Source organism: Geomicrobium sediminis (assembly GCF_016908595.1).
Lineage (GTDB): Bacteria > Bacillota > Bacilli > Bacillales > Marinococcaceae > Geomicrobium_A > Geomicrobium_A sediminis.
Genome location: NZ_JAFBEC010000001.1, coordinates 179,011 through 201,504 on the forward strand (window position 1 = coordinate 179,011; position 22,494 = coordinate 201,504).

29 protein-coding genes and 1 other RNA gene are annotated in these 22,494 nt (G+C 43.0%); 4 read left to right on the forward strand and 26 right to left on the reverse strand.

The annotated features are described in order from the left end of the window. Positions 1-16: 16 nt before the first annotated feature. The 10 genes from JOD17_RS00965 to JOD17_RS01010 all read right to left on the reverse strand — a co-directional run bounded on the left by JOD17_RS00965 (position 17) and on the right by JOD17_RS01010 (position 10,802). Positions 17-772: a minor capsid protein gene (locus JOD17_RS00965; protein WP_204695301.1), complete on the reverse strand. Its 756-nt coding sequence runs from the start codon at positions 770-772 to the stop codon at positions 17-19. A gap of 112 nt (positions 773-884) precedes the next feature. Further along, positions 885-2,201, reverse strand: coding sequence for a phage portal protein (locus tag JOD17_RS00970; RefSeq protein ID WP_204695302.1), 1,317 nt, complete (start codon positions 2,199-2,201; stop codon positions 885-887). Between the two features lie 13 nt (positions 2,202-2,214). After that, positions 2,215-3,921 (reverse strand): hypothetical protein, encoded by a 1,707-nt coding sequence (locus tag JOD17_RS00975; RefSeq protein WP_204695303.1) that lies wholly within the window; start codon positions 3,919-3,921, stop codon positions 2,215-2,217. A gap of 303 nt (positions 3,922-4,224) precedes the next feature. Further along, the gene (locus JOD17_RS00980) at positions 4,225-4,626 is read right to left on the reverse strand and encodes a phBC6A51 family helix-turn-helix protein (RefSeq protein ID WP_204695304.1); all 402 of its coding nucleotides are present in this window, start codon (positions 4,624-4,626) and stop codon (positions 4,225-4,227) included. Between the two features lie 129 nt (positions 4,627-4,755). Beyond that, positions 4,756-5,256, reverse strand: a complete 501-nt coding sequence (locus JOD17_RS00985; RefSeq protein ID WP_204695305.1) for a sigma factor-like helix-turn-helix DNA-binding protein — start codon at positions 5,254-5,256, stop codon at positions 4,756-4,758. Beyond that, positions 5,253-6,638: a DEAD/DEAH box helicase gene (locus JOD17_RS00990; protein WP_204695306.1), complete on the reverse strand. Its 1,386-nt coding sequence runs from the start codon at positions 6,636-6,638 to the stop codon at positions 5,253-5,255. The genes JOD17_RS00985 and JOD17_RS00990 overlap by 4 nt, the downstream gene beginning before the upstream one ends. Further along, on the reverse strand, positions 6,628-6,921 hold the full coding sequence (locus JOD17_RS00995) for a PDDEXK family nuclease (RefSeq protein ID WP_204695307.1): 294 nt from the start codon (positions 6,919-6,921) through the stop codon (positions 6,628-6,630). The genes JOD17_RS00990 and JOD17_RS00995 overlap by 11 nt, the downstream gene beginning before the upstream one ends. Positions 6,922-7,207: 286 nt before the next feature. Then, positions 7,208-9,622, reverse strand: coding sequence for a virulence-associated E family protein (locus JOD17_RS01000; protein WP_239575091.1), 2,415 nt, complete (start codon positions 9,620-9,622; stop codon positions 7,208-7,210). A gap of 8 nt (positions 9,623-9,630) precedes the next feature. Beyond that, positions 9,631-10,377: a zinc-finger domain-containing protein gene (locus JOD17_RS01005; protein WP_204695308.1), complete on the reverse strand. Its 747-nt coding sequence runs from the start codon at positions 10,375-10,377 to the stop codon at positions 9,631-9,633. Further along, on the reverse strand, positions 10,374-10,802 hold the full coding sequence (locus JOD17_RS01010; RefSeq protein ID WP_204695309.1) for a hypothetical protein: 429 nt from the start codon (positions 10,800-10,802) through the stop codon (positions 10,374-10,376). The genes JOD17_RS01005 and JOD17_RS01010 overlap by 4 nt, the downstream gene beginning before the upstream one ends. Before the next feature lie 89 nt (positions 10,803-10,891). On the opposite strand from JOD17_RS01010, the gene JOD17_RS01015 reads away from it, so the two are divergent. Next, a complete protein-coding gene (locus tag JOD17_RS01015; protein WP_204695310.1) occupies positions 10,892-11,296 on the forward strand; it encodes a YhjD family protein in 405 nt (134 codons plus the stop codon). A 10-nt stretch (positions 11,297-11,306) separates the two neighbouring features. Here JOD17_RS01015 and JOD17_RS01020 read toward each other — a convergent pair whose 3' ends face one another. The 15 genes from JOD17_RS01020 to JOD17_RS01090 form a co-directional block, all read right to left on the reverse strand. After that, entirely contained in the window at positions 11,307-11,444 is a 138-nt protein-coding gene (locus JOD17_RS01020; protein ID WP_204695311.1) for a hypothetical protein, read from the reverse strand. After that, the gene (locus JOD17_RS01025; protein WP_204695312.1) at positions 11,444-12,127 is read right to left on the reverse strand and encodes a sigma-70 family RNA polymerase sigma factor; all 684 of its coding nucleotides are present in this window, start codon (positions 12,125-12,127) and stop codon (positions 11,444-11,446) included. Before JOD17_RS01025 ends, JOD17_RS01020 begins: the two co-directional genes overlap by 1 nt. Then, positions 12,124-12,417, reverse strand: a complete 294-nt coding sequence (locus tag JOD17_RS01030) for an AbrB/MazE/SpoVT family DNA-binding domain-containing protein (protein ID WP_204695313.1) — start codon at positions 12,415-12,417, stop codon at positions 12,124-12,126. Before JOD17_RS01030 ends, JOD17_RS01025 begins: the two co-directional genes overlap by 4 nt. Continuing rightward, positions 12,414-12,851, reverse strand: coding sequence for a zinc-finger-containing protein (locus tag JOD17_RS21810; protein ID WP_420827923.1), 438 nt, complete (start codon positions 12,849-12,851; stop codon positions 12,414-12,416). Before JOD17_RS21810 ends, JOD17_RS01030 begins: the two co-directional genes overlap by 4 nt. Positions 12,852-12,994: 143 nt before the next feature. Further along, complete coding sequence (locus JOD17_RS01040; RefSeq protein WP_204695315.1) at positions 12,995-13,246, reverse strand: hypothetical protein; 252 nt, start codon at positions 13,244-13,246, stop codon at positions 12,995-12,997. An 11-nt stretch (positions 13,247-13,257) separates the two neighbouring features. Beyond that, positions 13,258-15,213 (reverse strand): DNA polymerase, encoded by a 1,956-nt coding sequence (locus JOD17_RS01045; protein WP_204695316.1) that lies wholly within the window; start codon positions 15,211-15,213, stop codon positions 13,258-13,260. Continuing rightward, on the reverse strand, positions 15,210-15,995 hold the full coding sequence (locus JOD17_RS01050; RefSeq protein ID WP_204695317.1) for a DUF2815 family protein: 786 nt from the start codon (positions 15,993-15,995) through the stop codon (positions 15,210-15,212). Before JOD17_RS01050 ends, JOD17_RS01045 begins: the two co-directional genes overlap by 4 nt. A gap of 26 nt (positions 15,996-16,021) precedes the next feature. Continuing rightward, a complete protein-coding gene (locus JOD17_RS01055; RefSeq protein ID WP_239575093.1) occupies positions 16,022-17,206 on the reverse strand; it encodes a DUF2800 domain-containing protein in 1,185 nt (394 codons plus the stop codon). Then, positions 17,203-17,661 carry a hypothetical protein gene (locus tag JOD17_RS01060; RefSeq protein ID WP_204695318.1) on the reverse strand — a complete coding sequence of 153 codons (459 nt, stop codon included), beginning with the start codon at positions 17,659-17,661 and terminating at the stop codon, positions 17,203-17,205. The genes JOD17_RS01055 and JOD17_RS01060 overlap by 4 nt, the downstream gene beginning before the upstream one ends. Positions 17,662-17,740: 79 nt before the next feature. Then, entirely contained in the window at positions 17,741-17,968 is a 228-nt protein-coding gene (locus JOD17_RS01065; RefSeq protein WP_204695319.1) for a hypothetical protein, read from the reverse strand. A gap of 510 nt (positions 17,969-18,478) precedes the next feature. Continuing rightward, the gene (locus JOD17_RS01070) at positions 18,479-18,664 is read right to left on the reverse strand and encodes a helix-turn-helix domain-containing protein (RefSeq protein WP_204695320.1); all 186 of its coding nucleotides are present in this window, start codon (positions 18,662-18,664) and stop codon (positions 18,479-18,481) included. Positions 18,665-18,820: 156 nt separating this feature from the next. Next, entirely contained in the window at positions 18,821-18,970 is a 150-nt protein-coding gene (locus JOD17_RS01075) for a hypothetical protein (protein ID WP_204695321.1), read from the reverse strand. A gap of 124 nt (positions 18,971-19,094) precedes the next feature. Beyond that, positions 19,095-19,322 (reverse strand): group-specific protein, encoded by a 228-nt coding sequence (locus JOD17_RS01080; RefSeq protein ID WP_204695322.1) that lies wholly within the window; start codon positions 19,320-19,322, stop codon positions 19,095-19,097. 29 nt (positions 19,323-19,351) lie between these two features. After that, positions 19,352-19,579 (reverse strand): helix-turn-helix transcriptional regulator, encoded by a 228-nt coding sequence (locus tag JOD17_RS01085; protein ID WP_204695323.1) that lies wholly within the window; start codon positions 19,577-19,579, stop codon positions 19,352-19,354. Beyond that, entirely contained in the window at positions 19,576-19,779 is a 204-nt protein-coding gene (locus JOD17_RS01090) for a helix-turn-helix domain-containing protein (RefSeq protein WP_204695324.1), read from the reverse strand. Before JOD17_RS01090 ends, JOD17_RS01085 begins: the two co-directional genes overlap by 4 nt. A 300-nt stretch (positions 19,780-20,079) precedes the next feature. Here JOD17_RS01090 and JOD17_RS01095 point away from each other — a divergent pair, with 300 nt between their 5' ends. The 3 genes from JOD17_RS01095 to JOD17_RS01105 are packed head-to-tail and all read left to right on the forward strand — an operon-like array spanning position 20,080 to position 21,993. Continuing rightward, complete coding sequence (locus JOD17_RS01095) at positions 20,080-20,502, forward strand: helix-turn-helix domain-containing protein (RefSeq protein ID WP_204695325.1); 423 nt, start codon at positions 20,080-20,082, stop codon at positions 20,500-20,502. Positions 20,503-20,515: 13 nt separating this feature from the next. Further along, positions 20,516-20,917 carry an ImmA/IrrE family metallo-endopeptidase gene (locus JOD17_RS01100; RefSeq protein WP_204695326.1) on the forward strand — a complete coding sequence of 134 codons (402 nt, stop codon included), beginning with the start codon at positions 20,516-20,518 and terminating at the stop codon, positions 20,915-20,917. 14 nt (positions 20,918-20,931) lie between these two features. Next, entirely contained in the window at positions 20,932-21,993 is a 1,062-nt protein-coding gene (locus JOD17_RS01105) for a site-specific integrase (RefSeq protein WP_204695327.1), read from the forward strand. A gap of 75 nt (positions 21,994-22,068) precedes the next feature. Here the strand turns inward: JOD17_RS01105 and ssrA are convergent. Beyond that, positions 22,069-22,444, reverse strand: a transfer-messenger RNA (tmRNA) gene (gene ssrA / locus JOD17_RS01110). Between the last annotated feature and the right edge of the window lie 50 nt (positions 22,445-22,494).

Here is a 22,494-nt window from a genome sequence, read left to right on the forward strand (position 1 = left end):
CTGGATACGCAAAATGTTATGTGATTCCTTGTGATTCCGCCCATTTGGGATATGAGCTATAGTCGATTAATTGTTTTTCTTCGTTATCAAACTTCTGCGATGGCTCCCATCCGTCGACTACAGGAATGTAGTCTGAGCGACAGCCAACATGTGTGTCATCTGGGATCTCAGGTTTTTGATCGATCGGGTATCGTTCCCCGTCCAGATCCTTACAAATTTCGCTAGTTAGCCCATCGAGTGTTGCATCAAACATGACCTCGCTAACGACTTGGGAATCGCTGTATATCTGATCCTGTGCCATCCGTGTACAACGAGCGACTTCATTCCGAACCAGTCTAGTGCTTTCGTAAGCGCTTGTTCCAAATTCCCTTTTGAGCTCCCGTGCCAATTTCACAGGATCGGCACCGTCGATCATCGAGCGTTGCACGAGCGACCGTGTACGAGCGACCAGCTTTTCCTTGTTATGCCAAATGCGATCGCTAAATCGTTCGCCTGCTAAAGGCATATTGACTGATGCTTCTACAAACTCAGGTCTGAGTAACGAGAAAGAAACCGGCTGCTGCAAACCCCGGTCTAGTGTGTATGCGGTTCTGTAATAACTCTGTTGATACGATTCTTTTAAGATATTTGTTGTGTGCTCAAGGTCAACGGCACCCAGCTGGCGTGCTTGATCGACAATCTGTTGATCAAGTTGAGCTAACACTTGATATCGTTGTTGACTCGACATGCTCAGAGTCCCGTCACGGATGTACTCTGCCGTGAGTCTGGCCATCTCACCCTGCACGCGATTCTGCGAGTCTCTATAAGCACGTAAGATGGGACGCATACCGCCCGAAGTATTACGGTCAATTAGACGATGGATCTTTTGTATGTCTCGTTGCATACTAGCCATCGTCATCACCTGGAGTGACAGTTCCCGGGTTCATCCCGACACGATCCAAATCAAGAAAGCGTTGCGTTTCGTCATCTCGTTCTTTTCTGACTTGCTCAAGCTCTAGATCTGGGTTTTCAACAAACGGCAGCATAGACAGCATGGTTCGATGACTAACGATCCCGTTGTACTTGCTGAGTGCATCAGCAAGCATCAAAATGTCTTGCGGAACGTTCATCGTAAATTTAAGTTTAATCTGTCGATAATCCAAAACTTGTCCGGTTCTTAGCTGTTGGTATTCAAAAAACGCTTTCAACCGCCGTTTGACAGTTTTTTCAAGCATGCTTTGCATGAGTACACAACGATTTTCGAGTGCTATCATCCGCGATCGCAATGCTGCCCCCGATAAGTTGGACTGTAACTTCTCATTCGTATCAATGTGGCTGGATAGCTTGTAAATTTTCTCCTCAAGATTACTAAGAAGGTTATTTACAAACGTATCGTTAATTTGCTTAGTCAGATAATCAACTTCACCTTTCGCTGGAACATTGATAATTCCTGATCGCTTCATTTTCTTGGCTTCGTCATCCCCGAGTGTTGCACCGGTGATCTTCAAAAAAGCCTGTCTAAAATCTGATACTTCGTTGACTAGATCGGACAGTGTGTTGTTATAGGCATCGATTGCCGACTTAATATCATCGAGAAGTGAGCGTCTTGCTGGATTTGCCATGCAAACCACAACTGGCGTTTGCTTAAAATTGGTTGTTTTCGTATCAAGGTGAACGAGCCTGTGAGCGTCGTTATTGCCAATTGAGAATTGATGTACCTTCTCACCCTCGTAAACATCCAGCATCTCTCTGTCGCTGAATCGGTGTTCTTTATAGACGTGCAGCGCAAGTCGTACTGTATTCTCGGCATCACCGTTTTCCAAGACGAAAGCGTTCAGTGGAGTTAGTGTTGTCGCCTTAAATTCGCTATCTTCATTGATATAGAAGAGTTCATAAGCTTCTCCAAAAATATTAGCCTGTCGAATCAAATTCTGATCGTGCTGCTTTGACCAGTGGCCAAAATTAAGATCAACTAAATCAGTAGTATTGTGGTCATCCTTACGAGAAACGTATGAAACTGGATTCCCTAGGGCGTAAGCAACTTCATCATTGATGAATTTCTTGAAAAAGTTGACTACCACTTTCATATTCGCTCTCGAATCTGCCATTGCGTAATTTCTCACAATATCATGACGCCCATCATAGTAATCTTGATATTTACGGTATTTAATTCGCTGCTGGCGAAATGCTCGTAGACATTTTTTGATTAACTCCTCATCCACTCTCCCTCACCCCCTAAAACAGCAACGAGCTGTCCAAAATTTTCACTTCTGGCGTTTCCTCGATCTCATCGATAACTCGGTCAAACTCTGCTAGTGCGTCCGGCGCATCATCATGTGCGGTAAATCCTTCGCCCTCGTAAGCAAGCACTTGGTCGTAGAAAGGCTGATCCTCTTCAGCAAATACAAAAAAGCCACTATCCACTTTTGCGGATATGGCACGAATCTTCGCTTCTTTGTTCTTGTTTTGGCGTTCATTCAAAATTTCTATGTTACGGTGGGAAAGATCAACGTCTTTTTCTATCCATTTTTTGATCTCCCGAACGTCAGCGCCATTGTATGTGTTTTTCTCCACCCAGATGTGTGTGATGTCTGGGTAGCCATGTAGCAGTTCAATCACGTTACTGATGTAGTCATCAAAGCTGACTTTCTTGATGCGACCTTCTCGGATCCAACGGAATTCATTGGAGGTTTTCCCGCCGACTAGTAGCGCCGTATAGTCATTATGTCGTCCCGTTTCAACAGCCGGATCACAAACGAGCATGGTTCTGACGAAATCTTCTTCCTCAATTTCTGCACGCGGTATTTTCGTGATCTGGTGAAACGCACGTTGTCCGATTTTACTAGCATCATTCTGCATTTCTTGCTTAAAACTGGTTGGATCTTCGTAATAATCAATGGCAAGTTGCAAACAGCTGAACTTATCTGGCCAAAGTACTTTGTAATCCATGAGAAAGTCATTTTGATAATAAAACTCTTTCGCATTAGCTTCTGCATGAGGATCTTTCGCATTGAAGTAGCGACTTTTAAATTCAGCCCATAAACCAGTATTAAACAACTCATCCACATCTTCTACTTGCACGACTTTCTCACTGATAGATCGATAAGATGGTAACCTTGAAATCCTGCTAACGAAGCAGTCGCGGTGTAGGATCGTTCCGAGCACCAAAAACTTCGTAGCCATTCGAACTTTCTTTCCGTCACGGTAGACTGCCGTATCTCCGGCATATTTTGCATCTTGCTGGAACGTATTAAATTTGCTATCGCGCGCTTCCTGCGTAATCACGTCTCGTTTACCTTGGTAGTCATCGGCAATGATGATTGACGGACGGCGACCGTTGTATTTCTTTCCTCGTAACGATGATGTGGAACTGATTGCCTGCACCTTCGTTCGGTTGGTGAGTTCAAGTTCAAGTTTATTCGTCAAAAAGCGCTGCGGATCTAATAGCTTGCCGAACGTCGTGATTACATACTCATTCTCTTCAAATGCGTGCCTAACTTCACGGATGAATTCCACCGCATCTTGCTCAGTACGTCCTGCAACAAGCGAGTAATGACTCACCTCATATACATGAGCCCATACGGCAAGTGCAGAGTTTCCTACGGTCGTCTTGCCTACACCTCTCGGACAAATCAATGCTTCCTGATCGTATTCATCGTCAACAAACATCGCGTTCAATTCTTCCCAGATCTGATAGTGGAACGGCGCAAGTTCTCGTACATCGTTGCCTTCTTTAGGAACGAAAGTATCCTGCAAGTAGAACATACAAAAATATTCAATACTTCTTTTCCCTACTGCGAAAGATAGTCCATTCACCCCAAACAAATTTCTTCGATGTTTGTGCATGAGTTGTTTTGCTTTATCGCTGCCATACAATTTCACCAGATACTTGAACAGAGTGCGCCGGTTATCCGGTGTATTAATTTCAACAGGCGTTTCCATTACCGACGCCTCCTTTCAGACTTCAAAAATTGTGAACAAAATTGTCAGTGTCCCCAAAGCCAATTGTCTGACAATTCAAACAGAAAGTACCCCCATCGCTACGTTTATGCAGGATTTTATGCAAAACGCATCGACTTCCAATTATTTTACAGCCTGATTTAGCAGGCTTTTTGGACTGTATAAATTCAATAATATTCATTAACAATTGATCGCCTTGAATCCCTTGATAACAAAGGATTCCTCAATTTATTTAGTTAACATAATGATCCTTTTCGGAAGTCGATTTGTATACCGATGAATAATCTATTCATCCTTTGACCACTTATCCAGTTCAGCATCCAACACATCACCCTCCACGCCCTGGGCGGTACTGGTAACCTGGTCTAGGTCTACCCTGGTGGTAGGCTTACCCAGTGCCCTATCCACTAGGTACTGTAGGGTCTGGGCCTGCACCCGGCGGTTACTGCTGTCCTTGGCAATCTCATGCAGCTTATTGATAGCAAACTCTAATCTCGCCTCGATCATCTTCTCAGCAAAGACTCTCTCCTTGTGTAAGCGACTGTGAACCTCAGCCTTAAATTCTTCGTTGTCCAGCCACTTATAAAGTGTAGGTCGACTGATGCCGACCCGACTTGCAATCTCGCTTTTGTTTAGCTGTCCCTCAGCGATCAATTCAACAGCTCTCATCATCGGCTCGTTTAGCATCTGCCGACCCTCCCTTCTCGTTTTACACGTTTACGATTTAAAAACCCTCTTACTAATAGTTGGGAAAATGGCTACATAACGGCTACAAATTTTGCCTTCTCTCGTACCAAAATAAAATGACAAGGGCTTTCAATCCCCTGTCATTGTAGGTTTTTTCTCCTCAAAATATTTTTTTATCTTTTTTTCTGCTCTATCAATATACGTCCTCACACTCTGCCTTGATAGATTCATCTCTTCAGCAATTTGCTGTTGGGGTAATTCATATGCTTTGAATAAAGCGTAACAAATTCGTTCCTGCTTTGATAACAGTCGAAGGACTATTGCAACCCTGCGGCGTTCGTATGTTGTCAGAGGTTGTTCCTCATCAACGGCTAGTGACGGAAAAATGTCTGTATCCATCAATGCCGTGCTCTGATAAACCGATCGTTGATCAATGCCTCGTCTTGCTCCAGGTTCTCGTCCTGTCTCCATCCACTGTACAGAATCTTGTAAATCACGAATCATGCTATTAATCTTTTTCCGATCTTCAATGTCTAACTCGTTGTCTGATAACAATGTGCTCTGGTCTTTGAGATCACTGATCGTGCGCAAATACTGTCTGATTAATTCGTCTGCCCAGGTTAACGTCATGCAGACTCCCCCTCTTGAACTCTCTCGATCCTTGCTTTAAGTGCTAGAAGCAACTCATCTTGCGTTGCCGTCTTATCCTGCAATGCAGCAACGACATCTTCGTCTACGCCACCGGCCATTGCCAAGTGATGAATAATCACCTTTTCCTTTTGACCCTGTCGGTGCAGTCGTTTATTGGCTTGCTGGTATAGCTCCAGTGACCAATTAAGACCGAACCAAATCACGTGATTCCCACCCTCTTGCAGGTTAAGTCCGTAGGCTGCACTAGCCGGATGTGCTAGAAGAATATCAATCTCTCGGTTGTTCCAATCGTCTTGATCCTGCGGCGTTTTCAACTCTCGTACACGAAGCTTTGTTTTTTTAAGCGCCTGCTTGATCCTTTCTCTGTCATGTTGAAAATTGTAAAAGACCAAAGCAGGACTGCCGTTTAAACCTTCCACAAGCTCTTGAAACGCTTCGATCTTGTTGTTGTGGATTTCGTGTACTTGACGTTCTTCGCCATACATCGCCCCATTACCTAATTGCAGAAGTTTATTAGATAAAACGGCTGCATTGTTAGCATCCACGATCTCGTCTTCTCCTACTTCAAGCAGCATTTCTTTTTCAAACTCGTCATAAGCTTCTTGTGCTTTCTTGTCTAAATAAACAGGAATTGTGTTGTACGTGATGTCTGGCAATTCTAGGTAGTCTTCTGATTTCATGCTGACGCATATGTCTGCAATCTGTCTGTGGATCGTGCTCTCTGCCATATCTTTAGGGGCGTAAGTGTAGATCATGTCACGGCTGCGTTGATCCGGTACGAAGTATCTTTCACGATAGCCGGTGATGTTTTGACCTAATCGATTTCCGCCGTCTAACAAGTACACCTGAGCCCACAAGTCTAATAGCCCGTTTGGTGCTGGCGTTCCCGTTAGCCCAATGATTCGTTTAATATGACGCCGAACACTGTTTAACGCTTTGAAGCGCTTCGCCTGACGGCTCTTAAAGCTGGAGAACTCGTCCACGACCACCATGTCAAATGGCCAGTCATCTTTGTAATACTCGACAAGCCACGGCACGTTTTCACGATTAATGACGTAGATGTCAGACGGTTGGCTCAAAGCTCTCATTCGTTTATTTTGCGGGCCAAGCACTGACGTCACTCGAAGCAAATGCAGATGATCCCACTTCTTGGTCTCATTGATCCAAGTTGATTCAGCTACCTTTTTCGGTGCGATTACCAGCACCTTTGCAACTTGGAATCGGCTGTAAATCAAATCATTTATTGCAGTTAAGGTGATGATTGTTTTTCCAAGTCCCATATCCAAAAACAAGCCAAGTGCCGGTTGATGTAGAACGCGGTGGATGCAATAGCGTTGGTAGTCATAAGGCTTAAACTGCATTTGATGCACCCACCATCTTGTCGATCCACTCGTCCACGCCTTGTTTACTGTCAATCACATGGACGATACTTCCCAATCGTTCAAACCTTTTGTGTTGATGCGTTTGGTTTTTCGTCGGCTTACGTCCTGGTGCTTTTAGCTCTATGAAATGCACCTCGCCTCCAGGAAGCAAGATAAGTCGATCCGGCACCCCAACATTTCCTGGCGATTCAAATTTATAAGCAATTCCGCCGACCTTCTTGATGCGATCTCGGAGATAGTTTTCAATGTCTCGTTCTCTCATGATCAAACCTCCATAAACTAACCTCGTCTACTTTGCACACTTACACGTGTATAGATATAAATTTAGGCGTACAGGGCGTACTAGGGCGTGTCTAATATTCTCTATTTACCTATTTTTATTTATATATATATATAAAGTAGACAAAGTAGACATTTATAATAAATACGTTATTGGTGCGGGTTTAACCGTCTACTTTCTCGTCTACTTTCTAAATTTACAAGGTTGACAACGTAGACATATTCCATTTTTTACAAAGTAGACATATTGGATAGAATGTAGACAAAGATCAAGACTTTACGAAGCCACCCCGAACCTTTCCGTAGGGCCCATATCTGGATGGATTGGGAAGCTTCTGCCAACCTACGACGTTATCGATCATACTGTTAATTGAAACGGTATCGTGACGTTTCATAAACTTTAAATCGTTATTGAAACACTCCACCCACACCTCGGCAGCACACACTCGATCACGTGACGCCGTCTCAGGCGCTTCGGTCTTAAAATCGTTACTCCAGTACATCTTCCGTTGCTCAATGCTTTTCTTCTGCCAATCTAAAGGAACAGGGCGTTCCAAGAAGTCCTGTACCAGCCCTTGACGCGGATCTTGCTCCGTATGCATTTCCTGTTGACGTTTCGCCTCTTCTTCAAGTGCCCCAGTTAAAAACGTAATCTCGCCCGACCGCCAGGCTGCGACTGCCTCAGCCCATAACTGATCAATCTCCTCATCTAAATCAGTGAAAACACTCTTAACCGGCATTGTAACCCCAACATCAACAGGCCAAAAACGACGACCACCGGTTGCGTCCTTTAAATAGTCCGATTGATTGCTCGTACCAAAAAACACACACTTTCTCGGGTGCTTCTCGGCTTTACGGGCATATGCAGCCCTGTACTGATCTTCCGTACGACTTAGGAAACCCTTAATCGTATTAACATCGCTTTTACTGTACGCCGACATCTCACCGACCTCGACGATCCAGACGCCTTGAAGCAATTCGGCTGCGTCTTTACCCTCGAAGCTCTCAATGCTATTGGTAAACCACGACTGCCCCATTTTTTGAATCAATGTCGTCTTTCCCAATCCTTGCGCCCCGGTTAATACAGGCATCGTGTCATGCTTGATCCCAGGCACCATTGCACGCGCGACAGCAGCGATAAAGGACTTGCGTGTGACAGCACGGATGTAAGACGTGTCTGCCGCACCCATATAATCGATAAAAAGTCGGTCTAGTCGGTGCACGCCATCCCACTCCAAGCTATTTAAGTAATCTACAACTGGGTTGAAACGATTCCGTGCTGCACCGATCACCAAGGCATCGTTGATCGTATCTTTGACTTTGAAACCGAGAATCTTTTCCATATAAGAACGCAATCCGGCGTCGTCTCGATCTGTCCACATGAACAAATTGTGATCGTCTTCTCGCGGTGCCCATGGGAACGGGCCTTGTGCGAGAATTGCATCTGCAAAAGTGTCCATCATGATCTTTCCTGCAAGGTTTTGATCATTAGCAAGTGCTAGCTCGACATTTGCGATGGTCTTGGCGGGTTTACCTGTGCTTGCGCTTACTTCGAGCCGTTTAATCCACTCCGTATCTACCTTTGTGGCAGGTGTTGATGTACCGCCGAAATCCTCGGTCATTTGTTCATATTTTTCTTGATTAATAGCTGTCGCAACATCTGCGTCGTTAAGCGCAAATGCTGACATCTTGCTGAACGATGGCATCCGGTTAATTGGTGTATCCGGCTTTGCTTCATCGTCTTCATCGCTGTACTTATGAAGCCTTACCAAATCAAAAGCGTTTACGAGGCGCCCACCTGTCGGGTCAGTCGCATGATGACTATAAAGAAATGCCCCATCGTCATATACCACTGCACCGCCAACCGTTGAGCCGTCGATAAACGTATAACGTCCTGACCCGTCATCGGTCATCTCGTAAATACCAGGAAGAAACGTTTCAATGGCTTGGTGGATGTCGTATTGACGGCAAAAGGCGCCTACGACACCCGGTTTACTAGCCGGGTCACCTTGCTTGGCAGCCATCCGTACGTGCGTCTTTGCAGCACCGGGTACTTCTGGCCATTCTTGAACATCTCTCCAGTTTTGATAGAGGTTGAGCATTCCGTCTACGTTGACCATCTGCTTGTCACCGTATGTGAATACGTACTGACTGTCTGCACTGACACTCGGCCAGTACATGAGGCGTTCAGCTTTAAACGTGGTCGGATCGGCAAAGCTTATACCGATCATGTCAGCCAACTTGCGAGCAATCGGCTCATACTCGTCAGCTGTCATAGTCCGATTGACAGGGAAAAGCACGCGAAGCCGAGGTGAAGTCGGCTCGTGCTTTCGCGTACTATAAATCGCATAAGCGCAACCTAGACTATCAACACGACTAATTACGTAATCGGTATAGCCGTTGTCGATGTTGTCCAAGTCCAGCGTAACGAGGTCACGCCCTTCCACATTGGCAGCCTTTCGCCGGTTGTTACGAAGGGTTCCCCCAACAAATCCCCCAACGTCTTTACGTTCATCTTGCTCGGGCTTTCGCATCTTTAGATACTCGTCAAGCGTCTCAGTTCCTCGAACGGCGTAGCGAAGTTTCTCTACCATGTCCGACCAATGAATAGTTTGAGACGGCCAAAGCGTATCTCTTCGACTGCCAGCGCTTGATATGGTTAACTGTCGATCGTATTGAATCATGCCCTCACCTACTCTGTTTGCTCTATGATCTGATTAATATATCCTTGTGCTCTTTTAAGCGCTGCGGGGTTGCCGTCTTGCTTCCATATCCAGAGACTGTTAAAAAGATTTCCGACGTAATACGCTTCCATTTCTTTAAGGTCTCGCACTGCTTCACGAATCACCTGATCGGCTGTAATTGATTGCTTATCTGGCTTACTAACGAACTGCGGCGTAGGCTTTTGCCAAGATTGAGGGGAGGCAGCCTGTGACGGTGCAGAAATACGACGCGGATGAATGTCTTCCAATTCTTGTGCCTTTGCTGGTTTAACAGGTACTTTCGATTGATTGCTATCCAACTTTTCCACTTCCTTTTTTGGCTCAACGCTTGAAGAAGGTTTGCTTTTTCTGTTTTTACCGGCAAGACCCCATTTAACTTTCCAGTTATAAAGCGTGGCTGTAGCGATTTGATAGATTTCTGCAATCTCATAATCAGAGTAAGAAGTTGAAGCTTTCAGTTCCTGGTATTTCTTTTTTGTTAGCTCGTGCTTATTACGTTTCATAAGAACCTCCTTCTTTCTCTTTTGCTTCGCTTTTGATCTGCCTAGATCTTCTAACTCGTCACCTAAAGCCAGAAGCTTGTAACCAATCTTGCACTGGCTCCAACAAAATTGATTGACTTGATTACCATAGACGATTTTGTTCACACTGCAACCTTCACAGTAACGATCTAGATTTACTCCAATGTCTGTCATAATCTCTTTGCGATCCCTCATCGTATCTCAGCCTTCGGAAATGATTCAGCACTATAAAAATGACTGGAAATGTCATTTAGAAAACATGCACCTTTTACTCCTTCGAATGAATTAGAGTAGTGGATGTACACTCCATGAAGGTCATATTGCACGATTACTTCAAACGATTTGGGCTTCTTCATTAACGATTGATACAACCCGTAGTCGATGACAATAGATGTATTATCCATTAACACAGGTCGGCACTTGGCTTGCTTAAACGTTGAAAGAAGCCATTCAAATCGATCAATTTTAGTTTGTATTTCAAATGGACGTTCTTGCTCAGTCTTCGAAACACGATACCTCTTCCGTAAGTTAGAAGCGTCGCTTCTCCATTGATCTCGATGACTTTTTAATACAGATTTACTGTCTTCAAGTGCGAAATCTGGAAGAAAAATAGCATTCAATGTTAACCCTCCAATTTCCATTTGCTTTACAAATTCCTTTGTCATATACTCTTAATTACAAACATACGTTCGGATAAGAGGTGTAATTGATGAAACCCCATGAGTACAAACGTGATTATGATCTTGCACACGAGTACATCATTTTGGAGTTAACGATCCGATCCCTTAACCGTGATCAACGGATATACGCTGCGGATAACTCACCGTTTAAGTTGAGCCGTATCTGGCAAGGTTACACAGAGTCTCTAATATCAAAAGGCAATCGGCGCATGAAGCACATCAAAAAACACCTCTATAAATACGGGATTAAGATTTCAAAAAAAGATCAATTAAGCTCTGGCGGTACTGTACATTACGAAGCTTGGTGCCGCGGGCAACTTATAGAAATGAAGTACCAACCGACTATGCTCTACAACCACTCATGTGATATGATGCAGCAATTAATTGATAAGCCAGTAGAAACAGGTATAGAAACGTTGTTATGGGATGTTTAGGGAGCTACGATCATCTTGATTCCTCTAATTGCGGGAGAAACACGACATATTCAAAATTAATAGGCTTCTGCTTTTCTTCAAAGATGACAACCTTCTGCAAGTCTTCTCCGTCTATACATTCAACCGTTTCTTGTACATAACGTTTCACTAAATCGCTTCTCCTGCTGCGTAACGTTCCCATTTATCACAAGCCTGTTTTCTTAGTCGGCTCACGTGCGCTTGAGCACATCCGATCGTATTGCCAATCTCGATTTGCTTAACGTCAGCTAGTGTTAAACGGACAACATCCTGTTCACGTTGTGAGAGCCGACTAACAAAATCGCTCACCACGTAATTGCTATCATTTGCACCTTGATCAACTACGTCATACAAAGTGAGCCCTGAGTGAGGGTCGATGATACGATCGAAAGAGGCTGTCTGTCGATGAGTGATATATTGAAGTGCGTACCTCGCTTCTCTCTTAGAGCAGTTAAGAAAATTAACGATGTCATCAACTTTTGAATGTTCATCAAAACCATTCTTCAATAGCTTTTTACCGTTATCTTTCATTGGTCGACTGAAATACACTGTTGAATAATCTCGTAACAATCGCATCATGTGGCTTTTAATTATAGAAATACTGTACGTGGAGAATTTGAACCCTTTACTCTCATCGAACCTTTGAAAAGCTAGGGTAAACCCTTCGCATCCTGCTTGAACTAAATCTTCAAAATCTAATCCAGTATCTAACAACGATCGTTGAAATTTATGAGCGCAGAAGTAAACGAGTTTTCCGTGCTGCTCAAACGCTTCGTCTACGGTTTGCAGCCCATCACCGATGTCTTTTCTCATGGTCGATCTGCCTCGGTTTTAGCATCTTCTTCGGACATTTTCATAACAGCAGTTATTGCAGCGCCACGATATAAAAGCTTTGCCTTACTCTCGCCTACCTCAACGCGCCACATTTCGTATAAATCATCTTTAGTCAAATGAGGCTCGTATTTTTCAACAATTACGCGATCACCCTGAACACCGATCGCTAAAGCGTCTCCTTCTTTAATGCCCAACATTTTACGTGTTTCTTTTGGAATAACGACACGTCCTAAATCATCAATCCTGCGTACAATTCCGATACTCTTCATTCTTTATCACCCTTTTGTAGTAACCCGTAGAATTGGTATTTTAATTGTTTAGTTGCCACCAATAGCTTTTGGCATTGTGATTTATTTAACTTGCCAATGTGTGCTTCCTCAGCAGGCAGATTAAGCACCTTCGCCACCCATTCATAAGTTTCCGATCGTGTCACTATTTGACTCTGCCAAATTGGGTCAAGTGCTTTATGGCATCTGTGCCGTAGTCTTCGAACATCTTTTGTGGCCAAGTAGCCTAAAGGCTCACGTGTACCACGATGACAGCCGACATGAGCTTTGCAGTTATAACAGATATATAACCATCCACGTTTTCTAGGATGAAGCTCCTTAGCTTTGATAAGTTTTGCTGGTCGAAAACAGTACGAGCAGTTAACTCTCACAATGCACTTGGCCCAAGACGATATTAGAACGAACACGAAGCTCATCTAAATGGTCGTGACATAACCGGATTGATACGCCACTATTACCATGATAAAAAGTGATCATAAACACCGGGGGCTCTACTTCGTCCATGTCACAACAATTACAGTAGTTCAGCGAGCTGTTGAATTGTTTAATTTCAACAGCTTTACTCATCTGACTCGCTCTCCTCATACACTGGGCTGTCACCAATGTCATTAATGCGCTTATCAGAATGGTACAACTCTACTTCTTCTCCAATGGAAACCTGAATTTTTAAGGTTTTTTCGTCCTCATCCCAACCGAAATGAAAAGCGCCGTCTTGAAGTTGAAGAATGTAATCTTTATTTTTAATGTCTAATGTCTCGACATTCGCAACTCTCTTTAATTCAGCAACTAATTTCGTGATTATATCGTTCATTAATAAGCCCCCTAATCTTTTTGATAGAAATCTGTCACGAATCCGTCAGCTTCTAACTGCAAGTCAGGCGCCCACGGCATCGGTACACCCATTATTTCTTCCAGGTACTTAATGTCAGCTTGATGCTCTGGCACATCGATAACGACCTCATCATGCACGTGCATCACAGTTTGATAACCGGCATTGTGTACACGGAACAGTGCTTCTGCCAGACAATCACGAGCAATGGCTTGTACAACGTTCTCCACGATCTTCCCACCATACGTAGGAATCTTCGCCCACTGCCTGTTTTCGCCTAATCCGTAATAGTGAACAGCATCTTGATCAAACTTCCCCGGTGCAATGAATGGCTTGGCATAATAGAGCTTTCGCCTGCTAGGCAATTGAATTGTAAGAAAGTCGAGTCCTCTTTCAATGTCGAACTCTCTCGCAAAAAGCAATCCTTTTACACCGACTGGATCACCAGTTTTCATAACAGCTAATGCGGCGTTTTCGAGTGAGTACCATAAATCAACAATCCGTCGGTTTGCCGATCGCCAACGTTTTACGATGTCCGGCAATTCTTCCTCAGTAATCCCCATGTCCAGTGCACCCATTTGCATAAGAGCTCCTTTTGATCCCTGATAGCCAAGTGCTAGCTCAGACACTTTTCCTTTCTGCCTTAAAGGACTACCTTTCGTAATCTCTTCAATGGGGACGTTAAACATAGCCGATGCCGATGCCTCATAAATTTTGCCGTGTGTAGCAAACACATCTAATCGCCATTGCTCCCCCGCCAACCAAGCAATCACACGGGCTTCGATGGCTGAAAAATCAGACACAGCAAGTTTATGACCATGGGAAGCGACAAACGCGGTGCGGATAAGCTCAGATAACACGTTTGACACGTTACCGTATATCAGTTCCAGCGCTTCCGTGGCTCGATCTTTAACGAGATTGCGAGCAAACGCCAATGAGTCCATTTCGTTTTTTGGAAGGTTCTGTACTTGCACGAGCCTTCCAGCCCATCGCCCGGTGCGATTAGCGCCGTAATGCTGTAATAGTCCTCGGGCACGGCCATCTTCGCAGCGTGCGGCATCCATCGCTTTAAACTTTTTAACGCTGGTCTTAGAAAGCTCCTTGCGGATCTCTAGCATGCGTTTGACGTCACCTGTAGATTCTTCGATCTTATCGGCAACAGTGTCTTTACGAAGGTTGTCAATTTTCATCCCTTGTTCTTGCAGCCATTTTTGAAGCTGCGCGGTGCTGTTTGGGTTGCTCAAGCCTGTGATCTCTTTTGCTTCGGCTGTGAGTTTGTCCGTTACCTCGTCACTGACATGCTGTGCACCGTCTACGACATCTTGATCGACAGCAACACCGTGAGCATTGATTTGTAGATCGAGTTCCCACATACGTTGCTCTTGCTCGGGCACAGGGAAGGATTCAAAGCGCCTTAAGACTTCCATTTCTACGACAACATCTTGAATGTTGTAATCCTTAAATAGTTGCCATTTATCAACGTCATGGTGCGGTAGATTTCTTGTTCGGTTGCCGTTATTTTTCGTTGGTTTACAAGGTTTACTGAAGTAGTTAATGAGTTTTGTACCAACGGCTTTCTTTTGCTGACCATCATCAAGTTTGAGTGCTTTTGCCACGGTGCCAAGTGCACCCGGATAGCCACAATACAACGCTTGTAGCATTGTATCTCGCCATTGATTAAGTGGTGTGGCAACGATTGTGTTTAGGCAATACCATTCGAATGCTGCATTAAAGGCTCGTTTAGTAACGCTCTCGTCAGACAGTGCAAAGATGATGCCAGGGGGAATGTGCTCCCCCTGGGCTAGATCGACAATTTGCACCTCGCCAAAATCGACTGAGTAAGCAAAAAGCAAAATCTCAAAGCTATCATCCTGGACGTATCTATACAGCCCTGTCTTTTTAAGGTCAGCTTCACAATACGTCTCAATATCAATGCTTAAATTGTTCATATCCCGTAAATGTTGCCTCGTTGCTCAGGAAAGCCAGTAATCGGGTCGTGCTGTTGCGGTTGCTGCTGTGGCGCTTGTTGTGTCGGTGGAACTTGTCCATAGCCCTGCTGCGGTACTTGGTAACCGTAATTCGGCTCTTGCACTGGTGCCTGTTGCCCGTAGTTCGGTGGTTGTTGTCCGTAATTTGCTTGTTGCGCTGGCGCTTGTTGTCCAAAACTTTGTTGCGTCTGCGGTGCGCCGCCAAAGTCAGTTGTAGCAGAAGGGGCTGATCCACCTAAAGGCTCACCGTCACGTGTTTTCATAACGTTTGTAGCCAAATAGCAACCGATGCCGTTATTTCCATTAACACTATAAGGAGAAAAGTTGATTGCAATACGACCATACATACCAGAATAAATTTCTGTAGGGTTCATGATGCTATTCAGGTTTGCATCTACAATTTCAGGCGGTTGATCGGCCTTAGTCGTAGCAGTAAACACCCAGTGTCCACGGCATTCTTCGCCAAAAGGTTCACCGTTAGGCCGCGTGCCGTCTCCATCATAGACCGGACTTGCTACACGAGCAGGCTTTTTGCCATTCCACTTATCTTTAATTCCGCGTTGTTCGGCTTGCTGCATAGCATAATCAATACGCTGTTTCGTCTGAACGTCTGATTTAGGTAGCAAGCAAACAACGCTATATTTAGGATCACTGTTGTTGATCGAGCGCGGTTGTAATAGATTCACGAAACTGAAACGAACCTCGTCTGTAACTACTCTTGTTGGGTTAGTCTGATCTGTCATTTATCATCAATCTCCTCTTATTTAATTTATTGAAAGTCTTCACTTGCAGCAGGGGCGTGAGTAATTGCTACGCGCTTGTCTGACTCCGGTGCAAGTGTCGGTTTACCTGGACTGTTCTCTACATGCTTTTCTTCTTCTAAAAGCTTTCGATAATCTTTCTTACCGAGCATCTTTTCAAGTTGTGCAACGGATAGAGGTTTCTTATCATACAAAACTGACTCATCATAACCGTTATTTTGAAGATGCTCGAACGCCTTATCTTGATCAACGAATGCCCGTGATCCTCGACCGTGGACAGCTTTAAAACCTGGCACTTCTTTTCCGTTCAATGATTCAGAGAGTGCGAACTTTTCCAAGTCCTTAACCCAGGGCGCTAAGTGCTTCCCAATTTCTAATGCTTTTCCAACCTCTTCATGCGTCATCAAATCAGGTTTAGGCTTCGGATCTCCGAAATCTTTAAGTGGGCTGAATTGTTCAGCACGTGCTCGACACTGGAAACGTGCACGGCAAAAGCCACAATGTTCACCAGGATTAAACGTACCCTCACCTTTAAAGGCTTGTTCTGCGACGGGCTTAATCGATTCACCCCATGAAAGTAAGTCCGTCGTTGATATTGACCAGTGTGAAGGTTCATCGAAAAGTCTTGGCTGTACAATCACCATGTGCACTTCGTCGATCTGACTAAGAAAGCCGTACATTTCATAAGCACCCAGCGCGTAAAGCTTTGCTTGTGGATTGTCTTCGGCTGACACTGGCACGCCTGTGCCGTACTTAAAGTCAACAACGTACATCGCGTTGTCACCTACAACGATCGTGTCAGAAGTCCCGAAGCCTTCCGGTGCGTACTTGTCATAGCTCACACGCTGTTCAATTGCTACGTGAGGTTTGCCACCTAGACGTTTAACGATGTCTTTGATGACATTTAAATACGCGTCTGTGTGCTCAAGCATTTCCTCGTCATACAGTCCGTGCTCTACAAACTCTGCTAGTGCTGCGTCATATTTCTTTTGACCGAAACCAGCCGTGTATTGCTTGTGAAGCTTAATTTCTGCGATTTCATGAGCAAGCGTACCGATCTTTGCGTGATCAGAAGTTGTGTCTGCAAAACCTTCCTCTAGCCGTGCTGACGGTGGACAATTAAGCCACCGAACAGCACCAGATGCAGACAACAAAGCATGAGCACGAGCTGCATGTCCTTGCTCTGCTATCATATTTTTGCCCCTAGCTCACGGAATTTTTGTGCCAAGGCGTTGTACTGCTCTTGTGGGACTTCTACAAGCGAGGCAAAACCAAGTGATTGAATCGCGTTACGTACTTGATCTCCGTGACCTTGTTCAGCAAGCGTCCTACCCGCAATGCCTAAATCGTCAAATGAATAAGATGGAGCAGTCGTCGGCACGGTGTGAGGCTCAGTCGGTGCTTGATTCATTGGTGCTTGAGTCGGTGGTTGAACTAGCGACTGTTGCACTGGCTCTTGTGGTGGTTGTGTTGGAACCGTTGGCGGTTGCACTGGCGTGTCTTGACTAACGTTTGAAGCCTTATGATCTAAAGACGGTTGCTCTTGTTGGACTGAATTGTCAGCTTGCCCAAATGTCACAGCTAGTCCTTGTAATACTGCCAAAAGTTCAGGTGATGCTTTAATTTCAACGCTAATGGTATGATTCATATAAAATTTCCTCTCTAGACTGGACTGTGTTATAATCCAGCTATCTATAGTTTTGTGTGCTGATCAAGTGGCTGCTTGATCAGCTTTTTTTTTTTGTTAAAGACAACTCATTTCTAAAAACCGTAATCTCGACTTCTTGTGCAGCGCAATTAATTGTGTTTAATTCAATTACTTTATCAACTCGCCCTAAATTAAAAGGTCTGCCGGTGCGATCGATTAGGAATTGGATGGCCTCACGTTCACGATTAAAAACTCGATGCTCGTTAAGCCCCATAATATTGTCAATTTCAACTACGTACACCTTCAAAACTTCTCACCTCCTTAAATTAGTAAAGCCATGCAACCGAACCACGTTAAAATTCCTACAATCATGATCATCGGCTCTTGACTTTTATGCGGATCAACCAAAACCTCCACCTCCAATCTTCACAAATAGTGATAATTTTGCTAAAATAGAATTGTTCAAAGATCCTGTGTAAATAGGAGTGATGCCTAATGGGCAAACTTTTGAACTTCACTGTGCTTTTGTAATTGAATCTGTAGTCGCAGGTCTTGCGTTGCTGGCTTGCAATCGTCTTCCTAAGACGTAAAAATTAGAGGGAAAGGTAGTAATGGCAGACATGCTAGGGAGACACTAACTCCGTTTCATGGGTGACATTTACATACCTAAGCACGTTAAAAAATTACAGTGGATATTACGCCATTTGCAGTGCTGGAGACGATACCAGCGAAGTTGTGGTAGTTACCCTACTAACTAAAAGCTTTTTAAAAATTTCCGTGGCACTTTTCCAGTAGGGTGGAGAAGTGTCTTTTTAATTTAAAAGAACTTGTTAAGGTCAACTTTTTCACCAAAACTCTTTTTTAGTTTTACAAGAAATTGAAAGCTTGGATTTTTAAAACCGCCTTCTACTTTCTCGTAATATGAAATCGATACTCCGATTTGCATTGCCATGCCCTCTTGACTAAGCCCTTGTCTTTTTCTAATCTCCTTTAGATGCTGCACGTTACTTTCAACTCCTCATACTTCTTACCTTGATCCGTAACTCAACGACTTCTTATAAGCCCAATCCGCAGTGTTTTTTCTACCTTTAGCAAGCATAATTACTGCAAATTCTAAGAAAAATCGTTCAAGTGATTTATGCATTTACTTTGTCACCTCCTATTTTTGATCAACATCATCTCGAATTTGTTCTTCTCTCAAGATGCGAGGATAAGCCTGGGTATAGATGAAATGCAATGCTTGGTAAAGCGCTTCTTGTGAAGGTTGCTTTAAATTGTTTTGATGGTTAATTTCTTTTCGTTCTTTCATTTCAATCACTCCTCAGTATTTAGGGATGATAATAACGAATTATATCTAACCTTCTAAATGAAGCTACTTCCTTCACTTAGGAACTGCTATAAGTTCATTCTTTCAGCCAGTTGATCAAAAACTCTTAGGTTTCTTCTGCCGGATAGTACCATTTACCACCCTTCTTATATTTTGGGAAGTCAGGATCGTGGAAAAATTGATCTAGTATGGTATTCCATCCCATACAAGTTCTTCTTTTCAGCTCTTTAGAATCCCAAAACAAGAGTTCGTTGTCTGTTTCTTCTAGCGCTTTTTTCATCTCTTGCTCAATCAAGCTTTTTATTTCATCGCGGTCAATCTTAATTTCTATCATTACGATCACTCCTTAGCTTTTAGGAATGATTATAATAGATGTAACTTTGACTCGATATTTGATTCTTCATACCAAAATAAATCATCCAGGCTACAATTAAATATCTTTGCAAGCATATTCATTTCAATTTGAGTGAAACAACTCAACCCGTTTTCTTTTTTATAATAACTCTGCTTAGATATACTTAACTTCTTTGCTATGTCTATCTGGCGGAGCTTTCGCTCTTTTCGAGCAATATAGAGTTTGTAGTTCTTCAAAACCTCATCTCCTTAACTGATTCGATATTCAATATTTCTTGAACTTTCACTTTTACTGCTGTTCCTTTTCGATTGCCTTTAAGAATGTCTGTCAAATAAGGTGCCGACACTCCTATTTCTTCAGCTAGCCACCTCACCGATCTACCTCTTAGCAACAATTCTTTTCGAACTTCTGCTCCGAACTCAGTGTACTTACTCACCGTTTCACCTCCTCTGTAAATAAATGCAAATATTAAGCTAATTTATTAGCTAATTTATTTGACCCTAATTAGCGAATATGATATTATGAAGGCAGAGCTAAATAAGACATAAAAAGTCCGCGGTTAATACATTTTGTCTGCTCCCCAGCATTAAAATTGTATATTGCGAAGTCATATTTTTGTTGCCTTTTTTAGCCAATAAATTAGCTTATGTACACATAATAATATCAAATAAAATAATTGTCAACACATTATTAACTTATTTGATATTTTATCCCATAAGCTCCAGGAGGTAGCTCAATGAGTTTGGTGAATAGAATTAAAAAACTCTGTGACGAACAAAAAATTACAATCGCTGAACTAGAAAGAAAAACTGGTATATCTAACGGTCAAGTAAGAAAATGGGATACTTCCAGTCCTAGTATCAGTAAGATTGAATTAGTCAGCGAGTTTTTCGACGTAAGCGTGGACTATCTATTGGGCAAAACTGACAAGAAAAGGTACTACGAACTCACTGATAAAGATGAGGCTAACATTGAAAAAGATCTTGAAAAAATGATCGCAGGTTTAGACAATGGTGGATACGCGGCTTTTGGTGGCAGAGGAATAGACGATTTGGACGAAGAGGATCGTGAACTACTCATTGATTCACTAAGACATTCGCTGAAAATATCCAAGAAAATAGCAAAACAGAAATTCACCCCTAAAAAATACCGAAATTAGGAGTGTCGATTTAATGGATCATATTAAAGAGAGAGTGGATCAGTTAAAAAGAAAATATAATACAACTGATCCATATAAAATAGCTGAACAAAAAAAGATCTTAGTTCAATTTGAGTTCTTAGGAAGTATATGGGGCTATTACTCTAACATGTCTCGTATTCCGATTATTCACATTAATGAAGAGGTGCGTGATAAACAAAGATTATTTGTGGTGGCTCACGAATTGGGGCATGCAATACTACACCCTAATGAAAACACGTCTTTCCTCAATAAATACACTCTTTTTTCCACTGATAGCATTGAGAAAGAAGCTAACTATTTTGCATCTATGCTTTTGTTTTCGGACAAAACCATCACTAAAGATGAGTTGTTGTATGAATACGGCATCCCTCTTGAATACCTCCAACCTAACTAAGGGCGTGAATAAGATTGACTGTTTATAAAGACGTAAATGACACTCATTATTTCGTTACTCGTGTAAAATTGCGAAATGGTAAAACTAAACAGATTAAACGTAGGGGTTTTAAAACACCTAAAGAAGCTAGACTCGCAGAAGCTCAACTGTTAATTGACTGGGAAAATGAAGAAACAAAAGATGAAAGCATGCTATTTTCAGAAGTTGCTCTTGAATATTTAAGTTGGTACAAAAAAAGAAGGAAGGAATCTTCTTACAGTAAACTGTCTAGTTTGATAAGAACACACTTAAACCCAAACTTCGGCAAGAGAAAGATTGACGCTATCAGAAACCGCGATATCACTAAATTTCAAGACAAGTTAATCGATAAACATTACTCAGCACACCATGTGAAGAAAATACACACTACGCTATCGGCAGTATTCAACTACGCAATAAAACAAGAATACATTAAGCTGAATCCAGCTGCTATTGTTGGAAATGTTGATTTAGAAGAAGAGCGTCATGTTGATTACTGGACACTCGAGGAATTCAAATGCTTTCTTTCAAAGATAGATGATCCCTTCTATCACACTCTGTTCATGACACTTTATTACAGTGGAATGCGAAAAGGAGAGGCTTTAGCGTTAACTTGGAATGATATTGATTTTCCAAATAACAAGATTACAATAAATAAAACGTACTACAAAGGCAACGTAACTAGTGTAAAAACAAAAGCTAGCAGAAGAACAATAATTATGCCGGAGCACACAATGTCACTCCTTTCTGATCTACAGGTGGCCCAGGGTCACAAAAAACTAGACTATGTTGTTTTTGGTGAAGTTTATGATTACACTTCAACAACGACTTTAGATCGTTATTTTACGAAGTATCTAAAATTGTCAGGATTAAAGAAGATTCGAATCCACGATTTCAGGCATAGCCACGCAAGCTATCTAATAAATAACAATGCCATTCCTGGGATAGTAGCTCAGAGACTTGGTCACAGTGATATATCGACAACATTAAACATTTATAGCCATTTGTACCCTAGTACAGAAAAAGAAGCCGTCCTCCAAATGGAAAACGACTTCTAAACTTGAAAATTGATATGTTACCAAAAATGTTACCACCAACGTAAACCCCTTGTGGTGAAGGTGTTTGCTAAGTATTGGTGGAGACGGCGGGAGTTGAACCCGCGTCCAGAAATAACGATACTTAAACGTCTACGAGCGTAGTTGCTATATTATCATTTCGCGATCATTTCGGCCTAGCAACAGGCTTAGATGAACGCTAGTCTGTTTAGTCTCTTCTGCTGACCTCAGACGGGGGTCAGACAGCGTAGCCCACTAATAAGTGAGACCCTTCGAAGCTTCCACATGGGCGATAGAAGGAAGGATCCGCAACGTTATTTACGCAGCTGCTAGAGCTGGTGTTGCGAAAGTTTCTTTAGCTTTGCCAATTATAGGCGTGGGCATTTTTACGAGCCTACCCAGCTCGACTCGCGGTCTAAGCTCGACCTATTCCTGTCGAATCCGTATCGTCCCCATGGTGTATGAGGCAGAGGTTACCCTCTGGATAGTATATACTATCACTAA

Bases quoted from the DNA above. Each gene is read 5' to 3' on its own strand.
- JOD17_RS00965 (WP_204695301.1), bottom strand. From the start codon at position 772: ATGGCCAGACTCACGGCAGAGTACATCCGTGACGGGACTCTGAGCATG.
- JOD17_RS00975 (WP_204695303.1), bottom strand. From the start codon at position 3,921: ATGGAAACGCCTGTTGAAATTAATACACCGGATAACCGGCGCACTCTG.
- JOD17_RS00980 (WP_204695304.1), bottom strand. From the start codon at position 4,626: ATGCTAAACGAGCCGATGATGAGAGCTGTTGAATTGATCGCTGAGGGA.
- JOD17_RS00985 (WP_204695305.1), bottom strand. From the start codon at position 5,256: ATGACGTTAACCTGGGCAGACGAATTAATCAGACAGTATTTGCGCACG.
- JOD17_RS00990 (WP_204695306.1), bottom strand. From the start codon at position 6,638: ATGCAGTTTAAGCCTTATGACTACCAACGCTATTGCATCCACCGCGTT.
- JOD17_RS00995 (WP_204695307.1), bottom strand. From the start codon at position 6,921: ATGAGAGAACGAGACATTGAAAACTATCTCCGAGATCGCATCAAGAAG.
- JOD17_RS01000 (WP_239575091.1), bottom strand. From the start codon at position 9,622: ATGATTCAATACGATCGACAGTTAACCATATCAAGCGCTGGCAGTCGA.
- JOD17_RS01005 (WP_204695308.1), bottom strand. From the start codon at position 10,377: ATGAGGGATCGCAAAGAGATTATGACAGACATTGGAGTAAATCTAGAT.
- JOD17_RS01015 (WP_204695310.1), top strand. From the start codon at position 10,892: ATGAAACCCCATGAGTACAAACGTGATTATGATCTTGCACACGAGTAC.
- JOD17_RS01025 (WP_204695312.1), bottom strand. From the start codon at position 12,127: ATGAGAAAAGACATCGGTGATGGGCTGCAAACCGTAGACGAAGCGTTT.
- JOD17_RS01030 (WP_204695313.1), bottom strand. From the start codon at position 12,417: ATGAAGAGTATCGGAATTGTACGCAGGATTGATGATTTAGGACGTGTC.
- JOD17_RS21810 (WP_420827923.1), bottom strand. From the start codon at position 12,851: ATGAGCTTCGTGTTCGTTCTAATATCGTCTTGGGCCAAGTGCATTGTG.
- JOD17_RS01040 (WP_204695315.1), bottom strand. From the start codon at position 13,246: ATGAACGATATAATCACGAAATTAGTTGCTGAATTAAAGAGAGTTGCG.
- JOD17_RS01045 (WP_204695316.1), bottom strand. From the start codon at position 15,213: ATGAACAATTTAAGCATTGATATTGAGACGTATTGTGAAGCTGACCTT.
- JOD17_RS01050 (WP_204695317.1), bottom strand. From the start codon at position 15,995: ATGACAGATCAGACTAACCCAACAAGAGTAGTTACAGACGAGGTTCGT.
- JOD17_RS01055 (WP_239575093.1), bottom strand. From the start codon at position 17,206: ATGATAGCAGAGCAAGGACATGCAGCTCGTGCTCATGCTTTGTTGTCT.
- JOD17_RS01060 (WP_204695318.1), bottom strand. From the start codon at position 17,661: ATGAATCATACCATTAGCGTTGAAATTAAAGCATCACCTGAACTTTTG.
- JOD17_RS01075 (WP_204695321.1), bottom strand. From the start codon at position 18,970: ATGAAAGAACGAAAAGAAATTAACCATCAAAACAATTTAAAGCAACCT.
- JOD17_RS01080 (WP_204695322.1), bottom strand. From the start codon at position 19,322: ATGATAGAAATTAAGATTGACCGCGATGAAATAAAAAGCTTGATTGAG.
- JOD17_RS01095 (WP_204695325.1), top strand. From the start codon at position 20,080: ATGAGTTTGGTGAATAGAATTAAAAAACTCTGTGACGAACAAAAAATT.
- JOD17_RS01100 (WP_204695326.1), top strand. From the start codon at position 20,516: ATGGATCATATTAAAGAGAGAGTGGATCAGTTAAAAAGAAAATATAAT.